This is a genomic window from Vibrio sp. 2134-1 (assembly GCF_033339495.1).
Window position 1 is genome coordinate 1 of the sequence record NZ_JAWOUS010000400.1, and the last position, 717, is coordinate 717.

The window sequence follows — 717 nt, forward strand, 5'->3', positions numbered from 1 at the left end:
CAAAGTACAAATTCCGACATTTGTAACGGGCTTTTTGGGCGGAATGCTCGTGCGAATTGTCGCGAAACAAACCAAAGCGTCGCGATACCTTTGTGATGGAGCATTTAAGCACGCGGCTGGTATCAGCACCGACTACCTGATCATATTTGGTATTTCAGCAATCAAAATTACTGTTCTTGCTCAGTACCTTGCGCCAATGATCGTACTCGCCATTGGTGGCATCGCATTTACGTTGTGGCTGATCTTCTGGGTTGCGCCTCGAATTATGGGCGATGATTGGTTTGAAAAAGGCATATTCTCCTGGGGCTGGCTAACAGGCACAGTTGCAATGGGCATCGCGCTATTGCGCATTGTTGACCCTAAAATGCGTAGCAAAGTTCTGGATGACTACGCCATTGCTTATGTGCCTGGTTCAATTACCGATATCTTTATCATCTCTCTGATGCCTATCGCGATGTATAACGGTATGGAGTGGCAAGCACTTGGTGTCGGCTTAGCTTATATCGCAGTAGTCCTGTTCATCTGGAGATTTGTATTTAAACGCAGTGGCCAAACGGTAACGGACGCCTCTTAAGTACTCCGGCTCGGGAGATTTTTCCTCCCGAGCACATCTTTATTCATCTTTTTCCTTTTTACTCCTCTCTTTAAAATCCCAATTGAGAAACCGCTTCAATCTCTAATGAATAAATAAGCAACTTGTTTTATATATGAGATTTG

The 717-nt window shown here is 44.6% G+C and carries 1 pseudogene; it reads left to right on the plus strand.

Features of this window, described 5'->3' with window-relative positions:
- A pseudogene (locus R7R78_RS26245) lies at window positions 1-574 on the plus strand (sodium:glutamate symporter); the annotation flags it as partial.
- Window positions 575-717 lie beyond the last annotated feature (143 nt).